This window comes from Streptomyces sp. NBC_00005 (assembly GCF_045160215.1).
In the GTDB taxonomy this organism is placed as follows: domain Bacteria; phylum Actinomycetota; class Actinomycetes; order Streptomycetales; family Streptomycetaceae; genus Streptomyces.
Window position 1 is genome coordinate 9,520,192 of record NZ_CP108316.1, and the last position, 15,598, is coordinate 9,535,789.

Sequence of the window (15,598 nt, forward strand, 5' to 3'; positions counted from 1 at the left end):
TGACCCTGCCGCCTCGCCGCCCGCAGGGTGGCAGATGTCCCCCGCACCTCCTCACCGCCGTGGGAGAGCCGCCGTATGCGCTTGGTCGTCCTGCACCGGGGCATCCTGCCGCCCAACGCCGAGAGCATCGAACGCCTCGCGGACACCGTGTACGCCACCGAGGAGGAACTGCCGCTCCTGCTGCCCGGCGCGGACGTCCTGCTGTGCTGGCACTCCATCACCTCGGCGGTCGCCGCGGCCTGGCCCGGGGACCCGGCACAGGCGCCCCGCTGGGTGCATGTGGCCGCCGCCGGAGTGGACCCCTTCCTCTTCCCCGCCCTCGTCGCCGATCCGGACGTGGTGCTGACCAACTCGCGCGGCGTCTACGACCAGGCCATCGCCGAGTACGTCCTCGGGCTGATCCTCGCCCTCGCCAAGGACTTCCCGGGCACCTGGGAGCACCAGCGGCGACGCGAGTGGCGGCCGCGCGACAGCGAGCGCATCGGCGGGCGGACCGCGCTGGTGTGGGGGACGGGGCCCATCGGGCGCGCCATCGCCCGCATGCTGCGCGCGGTGGGCATGCGGGTGTCGGGCGCGGGACGCACGGCACGGGAGGACGATCCGGACTTCGGCACGGTGCACGAGGGCGCGAGCATGCGCGGCGCGCTCGCCGACGCGGACTACCTGGTCCTCGCGGCGCCGCTCACCCCGGCCACCCGCTGCATGCTCGACGCCTCGGTCCTCGCCGCGATGAAGCCGGGCGCCCGGCTGGTCAACATCGGCCGGGGCGGCCTGGTCGACGAGGAGGCGCTCTGCAAGCATCTCGCGGACGGCCGGTTGGCCGGAGCCGCCCTGGACGTCTTCGCCCAGGAGCCCCTGCCGGCCGCCTCACCGCTGTGGGACATGCCCGGCGTGATCGTCTCCCCGCACACGGCGGGCGAGGTCACCGGCTGGCGCGCCGACCTGGCGGACCTGTTCCTGGACAACCTCCGGCGCAGGCGGGAGGGGCGGCCGCTGCGGAACGTCGTGGACAAGGACAAGGGCTACGTCAGAGCGGTGGGGTCGTAGCCGCCGCAGGCCGACCGGTCATGGCCTGCAGATGGCGGAGAAAGGCGAGTGCGTCGGGGTGCGCGAGAGGGCGGGCCGGCTGATGTGGAGCACGGTCGCGGCATCGGGACCGCCGGCCCCTGGAGCGTCACCGTCATGCCCGCCCCGCTTCGAAGTGCGCCGCGGCCACCACCAGGTCCTCCCAGGCCATGCCCACACTCTTGAACAACCGCGGTCGGCCCGGCGGGAGTTCGGCCTTGCCCCGCACGAGATCGGCGAGACCCACGAGCGTGCCGGGATCGACGGCCCCGGCCTCGACGGCCTGAACGATGTCGCCGGCCTCCCGCAGCGCCGCCGAAACCGCCTCCACCACCACCGTGGACCGGGCGACCGCAGTCTCGTCGACCTCCCGGGCCTCCGGCTCGTGCGATCCGACGGCCACCACGGTCGCGTGCGCGGGCAGCAGCGAGCCGTCGAACACCGGCGTGCGCGCCGTGGTGCAGCAGGCGACGAGGTCCGCGTGCGCCACCTCGTCCGCGCTGCCGACCCGCGCCCCGACCTCCTCGGCGAACGCACGGGTCCGCGCGGCGTCCCGGCCGACGACCACGACGTCCCGGACCGGCCGGACGCACCGCAGAGCCTCCAGATGCGACCGCGCCTGCGGTCCCGTCCCGAACAGCACCAGCCGGCTCGCGTCCGGCGCGGCCAGCGCGTCGGCGGCCACCGCCGACACCGCCGCCGTGCGCACGTTCGTGAGGGCGATCCCGTCGAGCAGGGCCAGCGGAGTGAGCGTCTCGCCGTCGAGCAGCAGGTAGTTGCCCTGGATCCGGGGCAGCCCCCGGGCCGGGTTGTCCGGCGCGGCCGTCACCAACTTGACCCCGACGTACGAGCCCCACTCGGCGGGCATCAGCAGCAACTGCCCACGGGACACCGGGACGACCGAGCGCGGCGGACCGGCCTCCGGATCGAGTCCGCCGAGCAGGCTCGAACGCAGAGTGCCGATCGCCGCCTCCATGGGCGGCGCGCCCTCCACCACCGTGATCACAGCTGGAACCCCTCTCGCCGGCCGATCATGTCCGACCGGTTCCTCCCCACGATGTGGGCCGGTCGGGCCCGCCCTCAAGGGCCGGAAGAACGAAACAATCGACCCTTGAGGACAAGGAGTACTCAGGCTCGAAGAAGCCCACAGGAGTCCGCGTTGCTTCTACGTCGGCGTACCGCGCCGCGCCTCGCTCACGGCCCGCAGGACGTCGACCAGCGCGGCCACCGTGGGACGGTGCTCGGCCGAGGAGCGGAACACCACGACGATGTGCCGCTCGACCCTCTCGCGCAGCCGCACCACGTCGAAGCGCGAGGCGCGCAGCCCGAGCATCAGATCCGTCACGGTGCTGACCCCGATCCCCGCCTCGACCAGCGCGAGCGTGGCCGCGGTGTCCGTCACCTCGTGCTGCACATCGGGTTCGATGCCCGCCCGCCGGCAGGCGGTGCGCACGGCACGGCCGTAGTAGCTGTCGGCCGACGGCAGGATCCAGCCCAGGGGCTGCGTGTCGGCCAGGGAGATCTCGTCCCGGCCGTCCAGCCACCCCGTGGGCACGGCCAGCGAGAACCGCTCCCGGTCCAGCTGCGTCACCCGCAGCGCCGGATCGCGGGGGATGGGCACATCGGGGTAGTCCAGGCCGAGCGCCAGGTCCACGGCGCCGGAGGCCACGGCGTCGTACACCTCGTCCACGTCCATGTCACGGCTGTGCACGGCGAGCCCGGGATGGGTCTTGCGCACCCGCCGCAGGGCCGGCGGCAGGATCTCCGCGGCGGCCGTGGCGAACAGGCCCACCACCAGCACCCCGGAGACCTCGCCCCGGCTGCGCTCCAGGGCCTCGACGGCTTCGGCCTCCGTGGACAGGATCCGCTCGGCGTGCCGGGCCAGCGTCCGGCCGGCATCGGTCAGCTCCACCCGCCGCCCCACCCGCTGCAGCAGCTCCATGCCGGTGGCCTTCTCCAGTGCGGCGATCTGCTGGGAGACCCCGCCCGGGGTGTAGCCCAAGGCCTCGGCGACCGCGGTGATGGTTCCGCGCCGGGTCAGCTCCACAAGCGAGCGCAGCTGGGAGCTCGTCCAGTCCATATAGGAACCCTAATAGATCGGGTGCAGTAACTGTTCATGGACGTCAATGGTTGGGTGCGTCACGATGACGGGCAGAAAGCTGATCAGCGCCTTGCCACTTCGTCGAGCCTTTTCGTCTCGCCACTTACTGACAGCCCAAGCCGCACCCACCGGGCCGAAGCCCTTCGGCCGGGGTCGGCCTTCGGAAGGGACGGCCTCTTGTCCTCCTCATCCACCTTCCGCTCCGTTCCGCAGACCGCCGATGTCGTGATCATCGGCGGTGGCGTGATGGGTGCCAGTGCCGCGTTCCACCTCGCCGAGGCCGGGGTCACCGACATCGTCGTGGTCGAGCGCGACGAACTGGCCTGCGGCAGCTCGGGCAAACCGATCGGCGGCGTCCGCGCCCAGTTCTCCGACCCGCTCAACATCGAACTGGGCAGCCGAAGCCTGCGCGCCTACCGCGACTTCCCGCACCGCCCCGGCGCCGACATCTGCCTCGACACCGTCGGCTACCTCTTCCTGCTCACCAGCGACCGGCAGGCCGCCGACTTCGAGGCCAGTGTCGAGACCCAGAACGCCCTCGGCGTCCCCACCCGCATGCTCACCCCGGACGAGGCCCGCGAGCTGTGCTCGTACGTCGACACCGACGGACTCGTGGCGGCCACCTACTCGCCCACCGACGGGCACGCCCGCCCCGGCCTCGTCGTCCACGGATACGCCGACGCCGCCGCCCGGGCCGGCGTCACCTTCGCCACTCACACCACCGTGACCGGCATCGACACGGCCGGCGACCGGGTCACCGCCGTCCACACCGACCGCGGCCGCATCGACTGCTCGACCGTCGTCTGTACGGCAGGCGCCTGGTCGGGACCGATCGGCGACATGGTCGGCGTCCACCTCCCGGTCAGGCCTGTACGCCGCCAACTCGCCTTCACCGAACCGCTGTCGCCCCCGGCGCCCCGCATCCCCTTCACCATCGACTTCACCTCCTCGGCCTACTTCCACAACAGCGACGACGGCCTGCTCTTCGGCCTCGCCGACCCCCGCCAGCCCGACGGCTTCGACACCACCTGGACCCCGGAGTGGCTCGAGCTGTTCCGGGACGCCGTACGGCAACGGGCCCCCGAACTGGCCGACATGAAGACCGCCGGCGGCTGGGCCGGCCTCTACGAGGTCACCCCCGACCACAACGCCCTCATCGGACGCTCCGGCGAGCTCGTCAACTTCCTTTACGCCACCGGGTTCTCGGGCCACGGTTTCCTGCAGGGCCCCGCCGTCGGCGAGATCCTGCGCGACCTGTGCCTGGACCGCGAGCCGTTCGCCGACATCTCCCCGCTCAGCGCCGACCGCTTCCGGTCCGGAGCGGAGATCCGCCCCGAAGCCCACGTCGTGTGAACCCCCGAAGGCTCCGTGGTGCGAACTCCCCAGACCGAAAGGGCACTTCGATGATCAGCCAGTGGCAACTGCGCGCAGCCTTCGCCGCCCGGCTCTCCGACGTGTACGGCCGGGAGGTGCCCGCCTACACCACGCTGGTCGACGTCTCGCGTGAGGTCAACGAGGACGTCCTGCGCGCACAGGGCGCCGACGCCGAACGGCTCGGCTCCATCGGCCGCGTGACCGCCGAACGCCACGGCGCCATCCGCGTCGGCACCCCCGCCGAACTCGGCCAGGTCGCCCGCGTCTTCGGCGCCCTGGGCATGCACCCGGTCGGCTTCTACGACCTGCGCGAGGCGGCCGCCGGCGCGGTGCCCGTCGTGTCGACCGCGTTCCGCCCCGTCGACGGCGAGGAACTCGCCCGCAACCCCTTCCGCGTCTTCACCTCCCTGCTCACCCCGGCCGACCCCCGGTTCTTCGACGCCGACCTGCGCGCCCGCCTCGAGAACTTCCTCGCCGGCCGCGAGCTGTTCCCGCCGGAGCTGCTAGCCCTGGCCGACCGGGCGGAGGCCGAGCGCGAACTGCCCGAGGAGGACGCCGAGCGCTTCCTCCAACTCGCCGTCTCCGCCTTCGAGTTGTCGACCGAACCGATCGACAGGGCCTGGTACGAGACGCTGGAGAAGGTCTCCGCCGTAGCCGCGGACATCGGCGGCGTCCGCAGCACCCACATCAACCACCTCACCCCGCGCGTCCTCGACATCGACGAGCTCTACCGCCGGATGACCGAGCGCGGCATCGAGATGATCGACACCATCCAGGGACCCCCCAACTGGAAGGGCCCCGACATCCTGCTGCGCCAGACCTCCTTCCGCGCCCTCGCCGAGCCACGTGCCCTGCGTACCCCGGACGGCAGCGTGATCAGCGGCGCCCTGCGGGTGCGGTTCGGCGAGGTGGAGGCCCGCGGCATCGCCGTCACGCGCGAGGGCCGCGCACTCCACGACCGCCTGCTCGGCCGCATCGACGAGCACCTTGCCCTCCACCCCGGGGCCGAGCGCGGCGAAGTGGCCCGCGCCCTGTGGGAGGAGCACCTGCCCGGGACCGAACAGGAGCTCGCGGCCCAGGAGTTGGCGTACTTCACCTACCAGGTCGCCGACCGTCGACCCCGGGACGGGAGCCGCCCGCCCGCCACCCTCGGCGAGCTTCTCGCACAGGGTTGGGTGCAGGCCCGGCCCATCGTCTACGAGGACTTCCTGCCCCGATCCGCGGCCGGCATCTTCCAGTCCAACCTCAGCGGCGAAGGCTCCAGGGACAACGACCAGGAAGGCACTGCCCACGACGCCGAGTGGCTCTCCGCCGCGGTGGACCGCGAAGTCCTCGATCCCTTCGCCCTCTACGAGCAGCAGCAGAACCGCTCCCTCGCCCGGGTCGCCCGGGAACTGGACCTCGACGGCCCGCTCCGCTGACCGCGCCCCCTCCCTCACCCACACCCGAGGAACCACCATGCCCAGCACCGCTCTGCCCACCACCGAGGACCTGCGCGCCCGCGCCCGCAGGAGTCTGGAACGCATCGGCGTCACCGTCCCGGAAGGCACCGACTTCCGGGCGCGCACGCCGATCACCGGCGAGGACCTGTTCGGCCTGGCCGCCGCGAGTGCCGCCGACGTCGAGGAGGCACTCGCCGCCACCCGCGAGGCCTTCCTCACCTGGCGCACCACACCGGCTCCCCGCCGCGGCGAACTCGTGCGCCGCCTGGGCGAGTTGCTGCGCGAGCACAAGAGCGACCTGGCCGACCTCATCGCCATCGAGGCGGGGAAGATCCGCTCGGAGGCGCTCGGCGAGGTCCAGGAGATGATCGACATCTGCGACTTCGCGGTCGGACTGTCGAGGCAGCTCTACGGCCGCACCATCGCCTCCGAGCGCCCCGGCCACCGTCTCGCCGAGACCTGGCACCCGCTCGGTGTCGTCGGCGTCATCTCGGCGTTCAACTTCCCGGCCGCCGTGTGGTCCTGGAACACCGCCGTGGCCCTGGCCTGCGGCGACACGGTGATCTGGAAGCCTTCCGAACTGACCCCGCTCATCTCCCTCGCCTGCGACCGGCTCCTGACCCAGGCCGCCGAAGAGGTGGATGCTCCACGCGACGTACACCGCCTCCTCATCGGCGACCGCACCATCGGCGAGCAGCTCGTGGACGACCACCGCGTCGCCCTCGTCAGCGCCACCGGATCCACCCGCATGGGCCGCGAGGTCGGCCCCCGCGTCGCGACCCGCTTCGGCCGCAGCCTGCTCGAACTCGGCGGCAACAACGCCGCCGTCGTCGCCCCCTCGGCCGACCTCGACCTCGCCGTGCAGGGCATCGTCTTCGCCGCGGCCGGCACGGCGGGCCAGCGTTGCACCACCCTGCGCCGCCTCATCGTCCACCGCGACATCGCCGACACCTTGATCGCCCGACTGACGGCCGCGTACGCCAAGCTCCCCATCGGCAACCCCTTCGACGAGGGGACGCTCGTAGGACCGCTCATCTCTCCCGAGGCCCTCGACGGCATGCAGGACGCCGTCGCCCGTGTCCAGGCGCAGGGCGGCAAGATCCTGGTCGGCGGCGACCGCCGCCTGGCCGACGCCGCACCCCACGCGGCCTACGTCGAACCCGTCGTCGTCCGCGTCGACGAACAGACCGACGTCGTACGGGAGGAGACCTTCGCGCCGATCCTCTACGTCCTGACCTACGACACCTTCGAGGAGGCCGTCGCCCTGCACAACGACGTCCCGCAGGGCCTGTCCTCCAGCATCTTCACCCGCGACCAGCAGGAGGCCGAACTCTTCCTCTCCGCCGAGGGCTCCGACTGCGGCATCGCCAACGTCAACATCGGCACCTCGGGCGCGGAGATCGGCGGCGCCTTCGGCGGCGAGAAGGACACCGGCGGCGGCCGCGAGTCGGGCTCCGACGCCTGGCGTGCGTACATGCGCCCGGCCACCAACACCATCAACTACTCCGGCCGCCTCGCCCTCGCCCAGAACGTCAGCTTCCTCTAGGCGGAGATCTGTCCAGGAGGTCATCCCCGCCGGGCGAGCATGCTCAGGCTGTTCGCGACGACGATGGCACCGATGCCCGCCCACTCCGTCCAGCCCAGGCGCTGGCCGAGGCCGACCCACCCGACGACGGCCGCGAGGACGGGGTTGACGCTCATGAACAGGCCGAACGCCTGGGCCGGCACCCGGCGCAGCGTGAACAGGTCCGCGAGATACGGCACCGCCGAGGACAGCACCCCGGCCGCGACGGCGCACCCCACCGCCGCGGCGGTCGGCGGCTGCCGCAGGACCACGGCGATGCCGACGGGCAGGAACATCAGGGCGGAGAGACCGGCTGCCGCCGCGGACCCCTGCGCACCGGGGACGCGGCGGCCGACGGTGCGGTTGAGCAGGATGTACGAGGCCCAGCAGGCGGCGGCGAGCAGAGCGAGGCCCATGCCCAGGTAGTCGGCGGACGGCTGCGGGCGCATCAGCGTGACGACGCCCGCCGCGGCGACCACCGCACAGCAGGCGTCCACACGACTGCGGGTGGCGGCCAGGGCGACGGCGAGCGGGCCGAGGAACTCCAGGGTGACCGCGAGCCCGAGGCCGATGCGGTCGATGGCGCTGTACAGGGACAGGTTCATCGTGCCGAAGACCACGGCCAGCAGCAGGACCGGCTGCCACTGACGCCAGGTGAAGGCACGGAGCCGGGGCCGGCCGACGGCCAGCAGGACGATCGCGGCGACGTACTGCCGGACCGCGACGACACCGACCGGACCCAGCACCGGGAAGGCGAGCGAGCCGATGGCGGCACCGGTCTGGTTGGACAGGCCGCTGCCGACCATCGTGACCACACCGGCGAGGCGCCGCCGGTCGGGCTCGGGGGAAGGGAGCGCCGGGCCGGCGCTCGGGTATTCGGGACCTGTGCGCTGCGCAGGGGCTGAGGCGGGTGCGGATGCGGGTGCCATGGCGCGATCGTGCACCGGAAGATGACTTGCACAAAATGCGACCTCCACTCGATCTATACGCTTGAGTCATGCATGCTCGGGTCATGGACGTGGAACTCCGGCAGCTGCGCTGTCTCGTCGCGATCGTCGACGAGGGCACTTTCACCGACGCTGCCATCACGCTCGGCGTCTCCCAGGCGGCCGTGTCCCGGACGCTCGCCTCGCTCGAACGGGCCCTGGGCGTACGGCTGTTGCGCCGCACCTCCCGCGCGGTGACGCCGACCGCGACGGGGCTGCGGGTGGTGGCGCAGGCCCGACGGGTACTCGGCGAGGTGGACGACCTGGTCCAGACGGCCACCTCGGGCCACACCAGCCTGCGCATCGGCTACGCCTGGTCGGCGCTCGGCCGGCACACGCCCGCCTTCCAACGCCGCTGGGCCCAGGCCCACCCCGACACGGACCTGCACCTGGTGCGGGTCAACTCCGCGACCGCTGGGCTGGCGGACGGCGCCTGCGACCTGGCAGTGGTGCGCAGACCGCTGGAGGAGGACCGGCGCTTCGACTGCGCCATCGTCGGCCTGGAACGCCGGCTGTGCGCCCTGGCCGCCGACGACCCCCTAGCCGGGCGCCGCTCGGTCCGGCTCGCCGACCTCGGCGGTCGCACCCTGCTGATCGACCGCCGCACCGGCACCACCACCGCCGACCTGTGGCCGCCGGACGCCCGCCCTGCCACCGAGGAGACACACGACATCGACGACTGGCTCACCGTGATCTCCAGCGGCCGGGCCATCGGGGTGACCGCGGAATCGACCGCCCATCAGTACCCGCGCCCCGGCGTCGTCTACCGCCCGGTCCGCGACGCCGAACCCATCGCCGTACGCCTCGCCTGGTGGCGCGACGACCCGCATCCCGCCACCCCCGCGGCCATCGAACTGCTCACCGCGCTCTACCGCAGCGGCTGATATCGCGCGATGACGGCCACGAGGTAGCCCCGCAGCATGACCTTGGCCTCGTCGAGGAGTTCCTTGTCGCCCTCCGGGTCCCGGCGGAATGCCTCCTGGGCGAGCGCGTCGGCGGCCAGGACCGAGGCGTGGCAGGCGCGGGCGAGGGGCTCGTCGTCGTGGGCCACGTCGAGCGCGAGCAGGACGCGGCGGATTCCGTCGGCCATGCGGCGCTTGTGCTCGCGGTCCGCGGCCCGGGTCCGTTCGGTCAGGCCGCTGCCGAACCACAGGGCCCGGAAGCCGTGTTCGGTGCGGTAGATCCCGGCGAACGCGTCGACGAGCACGCCCACCGGGTCGTCCCACCCCTGCGTCGCCGCGGCCTCGACGAAGCCGTCCATGGCGGCCTCGAGTTTCACGAAGTAGCCGGCCGCGAGCGCGTCGATGATCGCGTCACGGTCGGGCAGGTACTGGTACAGCGAGCCCACCGACACCTTCGCCTCCGCGGCGACGCGGGTGGTCGTGAGCGCCTCGACCCCCTCGGCGATCAGTACGCGCTCGGCGGCCTCCAGAACCCGGGCCAACCGGGCCTTGCTGCGCGCCTGTTGGGGGGTGCGGCGCAGGGGAGCGGACCCGTCGACGTCAGCGGTCGGCTCGCTCACGGAACAACCTCCGAATGTGAACGTGACTTTGTTTCACCTTTAGGTTACGGTCCCGCACATGACCGACTCAAGCGGGGAGCTCGGGCAGGAACGGGCCGCCGTCGCGGGCGCCTGTCGGCGTCTGGGGGCCGAGGGCCTGCTCATCGGCACGGCCGGGAACGTGAGCGTGCGCGTGGGGGAGCGGGTCGCCATCACCGCGACGGGCGCGGTGCTCGCCGAACTCGCCGAGGACCAGGTCACGGTGGTCGATCTGGACGGCAAGGTCGTGGCCGGGACACTCGAACCTACCTCCGAACTGGACCTGCATCTCGGCGTCTACCGCCGCTACGGCACCGGCGCGGTCGTCCACACCCACGCCCCCATGGCCACCGCGCTCTCCCTCGTCCTCGACGAACTGCCGTGCATCCACTACCAGTTGCTCACCCTCGGCGGCACCGTCCGGGTCGCGCCGTACGCCACCTTCGGCACCCCCGAACTCGCCGAGTCGGTGCTCGCCGCGCTGGAGGGCCGCAGCGCCGCGCTGATGGCCAACCACGGTGCGGTCACCCACGCGCCGACCCTCGACAAGGCCGTCGAGCACGCCCTGCTGCTGGAGTGGGCCTGCGGCGTCTACCAGCGCGCGGCCGCGCTCGGACCGCCCCGCGTCCTCGACGAACACCAGCAACTCGCGGTCATCGAGGCCGCGATCGGCCGCAACTACGGCACCACTCACCCCGTACCACCCGCGCAGGAGGGAACCCGATGAAGGCACAGCAGGTCGTCACGATGGGCGTGCACGTGCTGGACGTACTGGTACGGCCGGTGGAGGAGATACCCGAGGGCCAGGGCGCCACCCTCGTGGACGACATCCGGATGACCGCCGCCGGAACTGCCGGCGGCACCGCGCTCTCCCTCGCCAAGCTGGGCGCCTCGGTGCGCACCGCCGGCGCGATCGGCACCGACCCGACCGGCGACATGCTCGTCCAACTGCTCAACAGGGCGGGAATCGACACCGAGTTGCTGGTCCGCCGTATCGACACCTCCACCTCGGCGAGCGTCCTGCCGATCCGCCCCAACGGGGACCGCCCCTCGCTCCACCTCCTCGGCGCCAACATCACCTACGGCTTCGACGACGTGCCCTGGGACGCGGTCGCCGAGGCGACCCATCTGCACCTGGGCGGCCCGGAGTTGATCGGCGCCGACGTCGCCGCGCGCATCCTGGCGCACGCCAAGGAACACGACGTGGTCACCTCCGTGGACCTGCTCGCCCCCGGCGTGCTCGGCACCTTCGACCAGATCGAACCACTGCTCCCGTACGTCGACTTCCTCCTCCCCAACGACGACCAGGTCCTCGGCTTCAGCGAGGAGGAGGACCTCGTGACCGGCGCGAAGAAGCTCCTCGCCGCCGGGGCCGGCCTCGTCGCCGTCACCCGCGGCGGCGACGGCGCGCTCCTGGTGACCGCCGAGGGCACAGAATCCGTCCCCGCCTTCGAGGTCGAGGTCGTCGACACCACCGGATGCGGCGACGCGTTCTCGGCCGGTTTCATCCGCGGCCTCGGCCTCGACCGCACCCCGCGCGAGTCCGCCGTACTCGGCAGCGCAGCGGCGGCGCTGGTGGCGCAGGGGCTGGGCAGCGACCACGGGGACTTCGACCTGCCCGACGCCGACGAGTTCTCCATGACCCAAAAGACCCGCTGACGACCCCTCAGTGACCGCGCGCGATCCACTCCTCCAGGTGCGGGGCCTCGGCGCCGATGGTGGTCGAATCGCCGTGTCCGGTAAGGACTTTGGTGTCGGGCGGGAGGGTGAGCAGGCGGTCCCGGACCGAGCGGATGATGGTCGGGAAGTGGGAGTACGACCGTCCCGTGGCACCGGGGCCGCCCTGGAACAGGGTGTCTCCGGTGAACACCGTGGCCAGTTCCTCGGAGTACAGGCAGACGGCGCCCTGTGTGTGGCCCGGGGTGTGCAGCACCGCCAGTTCGGTCGAGGCGACGGTGAAGCGACGGCCGTCGGAGAGGTACCCGTCGGGGTTGCGGTCGGGATGCGTGTGCTTCCACAGCAGACGGTCGTCCAGGTGGAGGAAGACCGGCGCGCCGGTGCGGTCTGCGAGGGCGGGCGCGGCGTCGATGTGGTCGTTGTGGGCGTGGGTGCAGACGATGGCCGTCAGGCGGCGGTCGCCGACGGCTTCGGCGATGGCGTCGGCGTCGTGGGCCGCGTCGATGACGATGACCTCGTGGTCGTCGCCGACGATCCACACGTTGTTGTCCACCTCCCAGGTGCCGCCGTCCAGGCTGAAGGTGCCGGAGGTGACGAGGTGTTCGATGCGTGCGGCCATCACAGCATCACCACCGAGCGCAGTACGTCGCCGTGGTGCATCCGCTCGAACGCCTTCTCCACGTCGGTGAGTTGGATGGTCTCGGTGACGAACGCCCCGAGGTCCAGGCGGCCTTGGAGGTGCAGGTCGATGAGTATGGGGAAGTCGCGGGAGGGCAGGCAGTCGCCGTACCAGGAGGACTTCAGCGCGCCGCCGCGTCCGAAGACGTCCAGCAGCGGCAGTTCCAGCTTCATCTCCGGGGTCGGCACGCCGACCAGGACGACGGTGCCGGCCAGGTCGCGGGCGTAGAAGGCCTGCTTGTAGGTTTCCGGGCGGCCGACCGCCTCGATGACGACGTCGGCGCCGAAGCCGCTGGTCAGTTCGCGGATCGCCTCCACCGGGTCGTTCTCGCGCGAGTTGACGGTGTGGGTGGCGCCCATCGAGCGGGCGGTCTCCAGCTTGCGGTCGTCGATGTCCACGGCGATGATCTTCGCCGCGCCGGCCAGGTTCGCCCCGGCGACGGCCGCATCGCCGACGCCGCCGCAGCCGATGACCGCGACCGTGTCGCCCCGGCCGACGTTGCCGGTGTTGATCGCGGCGCCGATGCCGGCCATCACCCCGCAGCCCAGCAGCCCGGCGACCTGCGGGGCCACGCTCGGGTCGACCTTCGTGCACTGCCCCGCGGCGACCAGCGTCTTGTCCGCGAACGCCCCGATGCCCAGCGCCGGGGAGAGTTCCTGCCCGGTCGAGGCGAGGGTCATCTTCTGCCCGGCGTTGTGGGTGTTGAAGCAGTACCAGGGGCGTCCACGCAGACAGGCCCGGCAGTTCCCGCACACCGCACGCCAGTTGAGGATCACGAAGTCACCGGGCGCGACGTCGGTGACGCCCTCGCCCACCGCCTCCACCACGCCCGCGGCCTCATGACCGAGCAGGAACGGGAAGTCGTCGCTGATGCCGCCCTGCTTGTAGTGCAGGTCGGTGTGACAGACCCCGCAGGCCTGGATTTTCACCACGGCTTCCCCGGGGCCGGGATCGGGGACCACGATCGTCTCCACCCGCACCGGCTCGCCCTTGCCCGGTGCGATCACGCCCCGTACTTCCTGTGCCATGAGGTCAGTTGCCCTTCCTGGAAGAGTCGTGTTCGGAGTAGTCGTGGAAGCCGCGCCCGGACTTCCGGCCGAGCAGACCGGCCTCGACCATGCGCAGCAGTAGGGGTGGCGCGGCGTGCAGGGGGTCCTTGAAGTCCGCGTACATCGCCTCGGCGATGGCGGTGAGGGTGTCCAGGCCGATCAGGTCGGCCAGGCTCAGCGGCCCCATGGGGTGGGCGCAGCCGAGGACCATACCGGTGTCGATGTCCTCCGCCGAGGCGTGACCGGACTCCAGCATCCGGATCGCCGAGAGAAGGTACGGCACGAGCAGGGCGTTGACCACGAAACCGGCCCGGTCCTGGGCGCGGATCACCTTCTTGCCCAGCGTCCCCGTGACGAACTCCTCGGCGCGGGACTGGGTCTGAACGTCCGTCAGCAGCGACGGCACGATCTCGACGAGTTCCAGCACGGGGACCGGGTTGAAGAAGTGCACCCCGATCACCTGGTGCGGGCGTGCGGTGGCCATGCCCAGTTTCATGATGGGGAGGGAGGAGGTGTTGGACGCGAGCAGCGCGTCCTCACGGGTGACGACCCGGTCGAGCTCGGCGAACAGCGCGACCTTGGTCTTCTCGTCCTCCGTCGCCGCCTCCACCACCAGGTCCCGGTCGGCCAGCTCGGTGAGGTCGGGGGTGACCCGCACCCGGTCGAGGGCGGCGTCGCGTTCCTCGCCGGTGAGTTTGCCGCGCCGTACGCCCCGGTCGAGCGAAGCGGTGATCCGGGCCCGGCCGGCCTCGGCCGCACCCGGGCTCACCTCGTGGACCACCACGTCCAGCCCGGCCCGGGCGCACACCTCGGCGATGCCCGCACCCATCAGACCGCAGCCGACGACACCGACCCTACGGATGTCCGTGGCCGGAGCGGTCACCGGAACGCCGCCTGGCCCGTCAGCGCCTGGCCGATCATGAGGGTGTGCATCTCGACGGTGCCCTCGTAGGTGAGGATCGACTCCAGGTTGTTGGCGTGCCGGATCACCGGGTACTCCAGTGAGATGCCGTTGGCGCCCAGGATGGTGCGGGCGGTGCGGCAGATCTCCAGCGCGGTCCGGGTGTTGTTGAGCTTGCCGTAGCTGACCTGTTCGGGGCGCAGACCACGGTCGTCCTTCGTACGGCCCAGGTGGAAGGCCAGCAGTGTGCCCTTGGCCAACTCCAGTGCCATGTCGGTCAGTTTGGCCTGGGTCAACTGGAAGGAGCTGATGGGTCGGTCGAACTGGACCCGGTCGCCGGCGTAGGCCAGGGCGGCGCGGAAGGACGAGCGTGCGGCGCCCATCGCACCCCACGCGATGCCGTAGCGCGCCTCGTTGAGGCAGGACAGCGGCCCGCGCAGCCCCCGTACCTCGGGCAGCACGGCGGTTCCGGGCAGTCGTACGGAATCCAGGACCAGCTCGCTGGTCACGGACGCCCGCAGCGACATCTTGTGCTTGATGGCAGGCGCCGAGAAACCGGGAGAGTCGGTCGGGACCACGAAGCCGCGTACGCCGTGCTCGGTGCGGGCCCAGACGACGGCCACGTCGGCGACCGAGCCGTTGGTGATCCACATCTTGCGGCCGTCGAGGATCCAGTCGTCGCCGTCGCGGCGGGCCGAGGTGCGCATGCTGCCCGGGTCGGAGCCCGAGTCGGGCTCGGTGAGTCCGAAGCAACCGATGGCGGTGCCGGCCGCGAGGCGGGGCAGCCACTCCTGCTTCTGCTCCTCGGAGCCGAAGGCGTGGATCGCGTACATGGCCAGGGAGCCCTGCACCGAGACCAGGGAGCGCAGTCCGGAGTCGGTGGCCTCCAGTTCCAGACAGGCCAGGCCGTAGTCGACCGCGCTCATTCCCGCGCAGCCGTAGCCCTCCAAGTGCATGCCCAGTAGGCCGAGTTCGCCGAGTTCCTTGGTGAGGCCGCGGATGTCCTCGATCGCGCCCTGCTCGAACCACTCGGCGATGTGCGGTTCGACGCGGCGGTCGCAGAAGGTGCGGACGGCGTCGCGGACGGCGCGCTCGTCCGGCGTCAGCAGGCTGTCGATTTCGATGAGGTCGAGGGGGTCGGCCGGGCGCGGCGCGTGCTGGGCGTGCATCGGGTCTCCAGGGATGGGGAGGGAAGAGGGTGGGGAGGCCGCCGGTCAGGG

The 15,598-nt window shown here is 71.8% G+C and carries 15 protein-coding genes; 7 read left to right on the plus strand and 8 right to left on the minus strand.

Translation table 11 applies throughout. The features are described 5' to 3' along the window. The first annotated feature begins 75 nt into the window (after nucleotides 1-75). On the plus strand, nucleotides 76-1,047 hold the full coding sequence (locus OG303_RS43445; protein ID WP_405875420.1) for a D-2-hydroxyacid dehydrogenase: 972 nt from the start codon (nucleotides 76-78) through the stop codon (nucleotides 1,045-1,047). Between the two features lie 133 nt (nucleotides 1,048-1,180). On the opposite strand, the gene OG303_RS43450 is transcribed toward OG303_RS43445, so the two are convergent. Both OG303_RS43450 and OG303_RS43455 read right to left on the minus strand, forming a co-directional pair. Further along, entirely contained in the window at nucleotides 1,181-2,071 is an 891-nt protein-coding gene (locus OG303_RS43450; protein WP_405875421.1) for an ornithine cyclodeaminase family protein, read from the minus strand. A 159-nt stretch (nucleotides 2,072-2,230) separates the two neighbouring features. Continuing rightward, nucleotides 2,231-3,145: a LysR family transcriptional regulator gene (locus OG303_RS43455; RefSeq protein ID WP_405875422.1), complete on the minus strand. Its 915-nt coding sequence runs from the start codon at nucleotides 3,143-3,145 to the stop codon at nucleotides 2,231-2,233. Between the two features lie 198 nt (nucleotides 3,146-3,343). On the opposite strand from OG303_RS43455, the gene OG303_RS43460 reads away from it, so the two are divergent. From OG303_RS43460 to OG303_RS43470, 3 genes are read left to right on the plus strand one after another with little or no spacing between them, the layout of a single operon-like run. Beyond that, nucleotides 3,344-4,519, plus strand: coding sequence for an NAD(P)/FAD-dependent oxidoreductase (locus OG303_RS43460; RefSeq protein WP_405875423.1), 1,176 nt, complete (start codon nucleotides 3,344-3,346; stop codon nucleotides 4,517-4,519). A gap of 50 nt (nucleotides 4,520-4,569) precedes the next feature. Further along, nucleotides 4,570-5,961 (plus strand): 2-oxoadipate dioxygenase/decarboxylase family protein, encoded by a 1,392-nt coding sequence (locus OG303_RS43465; protein WP_405875424.1) that lies wholly within the window; start codon nucleotides 4,570-4,572, stop codon nucleotides 5,959-5,961. 37 nt (nucleotides 5,962-5,998) lie between these two features. Then, nucleotides 5,999-7,528: an aldehyde dehydrogenase family protein gene (locus OG303_RS43470; RefSeq protein ID WP_405875425.1), complete on the plus strand. Its 1,530-nt coding sequence runs from the start codon at nucleotides 5,999-6,001 to the stop codon at nucleotides 7,526-7,528. Nucleotides 7,529-7,548: 20 nt separating this feature from the next. Here OG303_RS43470 and OG303_RS43475 read toward each other — a convergent pair whose 3' ends face one another. Continuing rightward, nucleotides 7,549-8,475, minus strand: a complete 927-nt coding sequence (locus tag OG303_RS43475) for an EamA family transporter (RefSeq protein ID WP_405875426.1) — start codon at nucleotides 8,473-8,475, stop codon at nucleotides 7,549-7,551. Nucleotides 8,476-8,558: 83 nt separating this feature from the next. Here OG303_RS43475 and OG303_RS43480 point away from each other — a divergent pair, with 83 nt between their 5' ends. Then, nucleotides 8,559-9,416, plus strand: coding sequence for a LysR family transcriptional regulator (locus OG303_RS43480; RefSeq protein ID WP_405877766.1), 858 nt, complete (start codon nucleotides 8,559-8,561; stop codon nucleotides 9,414-9,416). Here the strand turns inward: OG303_RS43480 and OG303_RS43485 are convergent. Further along, complete coding sequence (locus OG303_RS43485) at nucleotides 9,401-10,054, minus strand: TetR family transcriptional regulator (protein WP_405875427.1); 654 nt, start codon at nucleotides 10,052-10,054, stop codon at nucleotides 9,401-9,403. The two genes, OG303_RS43480 and OG303_RS43485, sit on opposite strands and share 16 nt — an antisense overlap. Nucleotides 10,055-10,112: 58 nt before the next feature. Between OG303_RS43485 and OG303_RS43490 the strand changes: the two genes are divergently transcribed. After that, nucleotides 10,113-10,799 carry a class II aldolase/adducin family protein gene (locus tag OG303_RS43490; RefSeq protein WP_405875428.1) on the plus strand — a complete coding sequence of 229 codons (687 nt, stop codon included), beginning with the start codon at nucleotides 10,113-10,115 and terminating at the stop codon, nucleotides 10,797-10,799. After that, nucleotides 10,796-11,731, plus strand: a complete 936-nt coding sequence (locus OG303_RS43495; protein WP_405875429.1) for a carbohydrate kinase family protein — start codon at nucleotides 10,796-10,798, stop codon at nucleotides 11,729-11,731. Before OG303_RS43490 ends, OG303_RS43495 begins: the two co-directional genes overlap by 4 nt. A gap of 7 nt (nucleotides 11,732-11,738) precedes the next feature. Here the strand turns inward: OG303_RS43495 and OG303_RS43500 are convergent, their stop codons facing one another. From OG303_RS43500 to OG303_RS43515, 4 genes are read right to left on the minus strand one after another with little or no spacing between them, the layout of a single operon-like run. Next, the gene (locus tag OG303_RS43500) at nucleotides 11,739-12,368 is read right to left on the minus strand and encodes an MBL fold metallo-hydrolase (protein ID WP_405875430.1); all 630 of its coding nucleotides are present in this window, start codon (nucleotides 12,366-12,368) and stop codon (nucleotides 11,739-11,741) included. Next, nucleotides 12,368-13,456: an S-(hydroxymethyl)mycothiol dehydrogenase gene (locus OG303_RS43505; RefSeq protein ID WP_405875431.1), complete on the minus strand. Its 1,089-nt coding sequence runs from the start codon at nucleotides 13,454-13,456 to the stop codon at nucleotides 12,368-12,370. Before OG303_RS43505 ends, OG303_RS43500 begins: the two co-directional genes overlap by 1 nt. 4 nt (nucleotides 13,457-13,460) lie before the next feature. Continuing rightward, a complete protein-coding gene (locus OG303_RS43510) occupies nucleotides 13,461-14,360 on the minus strand; it encodes a 3-hydroxybutyryl-CoA dehydrogenase (protein WP_405875432.1) in 900 nt (299 codons plus the stop codon). Beyond that, the gene (locus OG303_RS43515; RefSeq protein ID WP_405875433.1) at nucleotides 14,357-15,547 is read right to left on the minus strand and encodes an acyl-CoA dehydrogenase family protein; all 1,191 of its coding nucleotides are present in this window, start codon (nucleotides 15,545-15,547) and stop codon (nucleotides 14,357-14,359) included. The genes OG303_RS43510 and OG303_RS43515 overlap by 4 nt, the downstream gene beginning before the upstream one ends. Nucleotides 15,548-15,598 lie beyond the last annotated feature (51 nt).

Coding starts and splice junctions, on each gene's coding strand:
- OG303_RS43445 (WP_405875420.1), top strand. CDS start 76: ATGCGCTTGGTCGTCCTGCACCGGGGCATCCTGCCGCCCAACGCCGAG.
- OG303_RS43455 (WP_405875422.1), bottom strand. CDS start 3,145: ATGGACTGGACGAGCTCCCAGCTGCGCTCGCTTGTGGAGCTGACCCGG.
- OG303_RS43465 (WP_405875424.1), top strand. CDS start 4,570: ATGATCAGCCAGTGGCAACTGCGCGCAGCCTTCGCCGCCCGGCTCTCC.
- OG303_RS43470 (WP_405875425.1), top strand. CDS start 5,999: ATGCCCAGCACCGCTCTGCCCACCACCGAGGACCTGCGCGCCCGCGCC.
- OG303_RS43475 (WP_405875426.1), bottom strand. CDS start 8,475: ATGGCACCCGCATCCGCACCCGCCTCAGCCCCTGCGCAGCGCACAGGT.
- OG303_RS43480 (WP_405877766.1), top strand. CDS start 8,559: ATGGACGTGGAACTCCGGCAGCTGCGCTGTCTCGTCGCGATCGTCGAC.
- OG303_RS43490 (WP_405875428.1), top strand. CDS start 10,113: ATGACCGACTCAAGCGGGGAGCTCGGGCAGGAACGGGCCGCCGTCGCG.
- OG303_RS43495 (WP_405875429.1), top strand. CDS start 10,796: ATGAAGGCACAGCAGGTCGTCACGATGGGCGTGCACGTGCTGGACGTA.
- OG303_RS43500 (WP_405875430.1), bottom strand. CDS start 12,368: ATGGCCGCACGCATCGAACACCTCGTCACCTCCGGCACCTTCAGCCTG.
- OG303_RS43505 (WP_405875431.1), bottom strand. CDS start 13,456: ATGGCACAGGAAGTACGGGGCGTGATCGCACCGGGCAAGGGCGAGCCG.
- OG303_RS43515 (WP_405875433.1), bottom strand. CDS start 15,547: ATGCACGCCCAGCACGCGCCGCGCCCGGCCGACCCCCTCGACCTCATC.